Below are 1,558 nucleotides of genomic sequence, written 5' to 3'. Positions count from 1 at the left end.
GCCCGCGTGGGCAAGCGTTCTAGAACGGTGTCGGGTCGTCGGGGTCGTCGGGGTCGTCGGGTGTGGGGTCGAGGTTCCAGACGTCCACGATCGGGGCTGGCGGTTTCGGTTCGGGTTTGGGTTTCCGGGGTGGTCTCATGTCGGCGGAGGGTTCGACGATGTAGTTGTACCCGGCGGGTGAGGTCCATTCGATGCGGCCGTCGCCGAGGTGCCTGGGCGACCACCGTGTGTAGCTCTTGACCGCGTGGTGATACGGGCAGAGATGGGCGAGGTTCATCGCGTCGGTCTCCCCGCCGTGCTGCCACTCCACACTGTGATCCAGATCGGACCGCTTGGCGGAGCGCCGGCAGCCAGGGAAGGTGCAGGTCTCATCCCGCACCTCGAGCCACTTCTTGAGCGCGGCGGGTGGTTTGTAGGTGTCGCGTCCCATCGAGAGCACCACCCCGGTCTCCGGGTGCGTGAGCAGCCGGGTGAAGCTCGGCGCCCCGGCCGCGAGACGCCTCGCGGTGTCGGGGTCGATCGGCCCGTACCCGGCCAGATACCCGGGCTCCTCGCTCTTCCCCAACAAGGTCAGCACCGGAACGGTCACGTTGACCTGCGCGGCGACCCCGGCACCGAGTCCGTCCGGGGTGACCCCACTGATCAGGACGTCGGTGAGCACATCGGCCGCGATCTGGGTCAGGGTGCGGACCTCGTCCGGGCCCTGCAGGGTCAGGGCGACGTCGAGAGTGCGGTGGTACGCGGCCTGCACCTTCTCGGCATCCCCGGTCAGGTACAGCGACGCCATGCCGTCGTTGAGGGCCTGGAACACCACGTGCCGGTCGGCGACGCTTTTCTGGTGCCGGGCGGTGATGGTTTCCGGGTGGGTGCGTTCCCGCACCCTTCGGGCCCGGTCGGCGAGCTTCGCCACGGTGAGTTGTTCCGCGTCGGGCACGAGGACCTCCTCGAACACGGCCCGGGCCCGGGCGGCCGCTTCCGGGTCATCATCGACTCGGATGCCCCAGGCCTGCTCCATGATCACCTGGGCGTGCCGGTAACTGATCGCCCCGGTCGCGAGGGCCTCCCGGGTCACGGGGAGGTCTTCGGCGAGTGTCCGGCTGGCTTCGATCAGGGTCTCCGCCGTCCGCCGCGGCAACCGGAGCAGCGCCCCGACCTCGCACGTGAACTCCTCTTTCGTGGCTTCCTCCGGAGACCACGGCGGGCGCGGCCCACCGGCGCGTTCAGCGGCCTCCGCCCGGGCCCGGCCGACATCGGCGAGCACCCGTTGGGCGGTGTAGACCGCGGCCGCCCGGCGAGCGGTGGCCTGATTGATTTCCCGGTCCGCCTCCCGGATCGCGTCATAGAAATCGGCGAGGGACGGCTCCACCAGGCTCAGATGCCGGGCGTTCAGGTAGGTGTCGGGAGGACCGTCGGGAGGGGTCCCTGGCGGGGGTTCCGCCGTGCTTTCGGGCTGAGGTTCTGAGGTATTTTCAGTTGTCATACCGGTCACTCTACGAACGACCACCGACATTCTTGAGGCATCCGCACGCCCACGAATCACCTGTGGAAAACCCGGTCA

At 68.8% G+C, this 1,558-nt stretch carries 1 protein-coding gene; it reads right to left on the bottom strand.

Translation table 11 applies throughout. The features are described 5' to 3' along the window. Positions 1–19 precede the first annotated feature (19 nt). Complete coding sequence (locus QN357_RS18885) at positions 20–1,480, bottom strand: HNH endonuclease signature motif containing protein (RefSeq protein WP_323505386.1); 1,461 nt, start codon at positions 1,478–1,480, stop codon at positions 20–22. Positions 1,481–1,558 lie beyond the last annotated feature (78 nt).

Source organism: Cryobacterium sp. RTC2.1 (assembly GCF_035018685.1).
Taxonomy (GTDB): domain Bacteria; phylum Actinomycetota; class Actinomycetes; order Actinomycetales; family Microbacteriaceae; genus Cryobacterium; species Cryobacterium glucosi.
The sequence above is the reverse complement of the archived record's forward strand: the minus strand, read 5'-3'. Positions and strand labels throughout refer to the sequence as shown.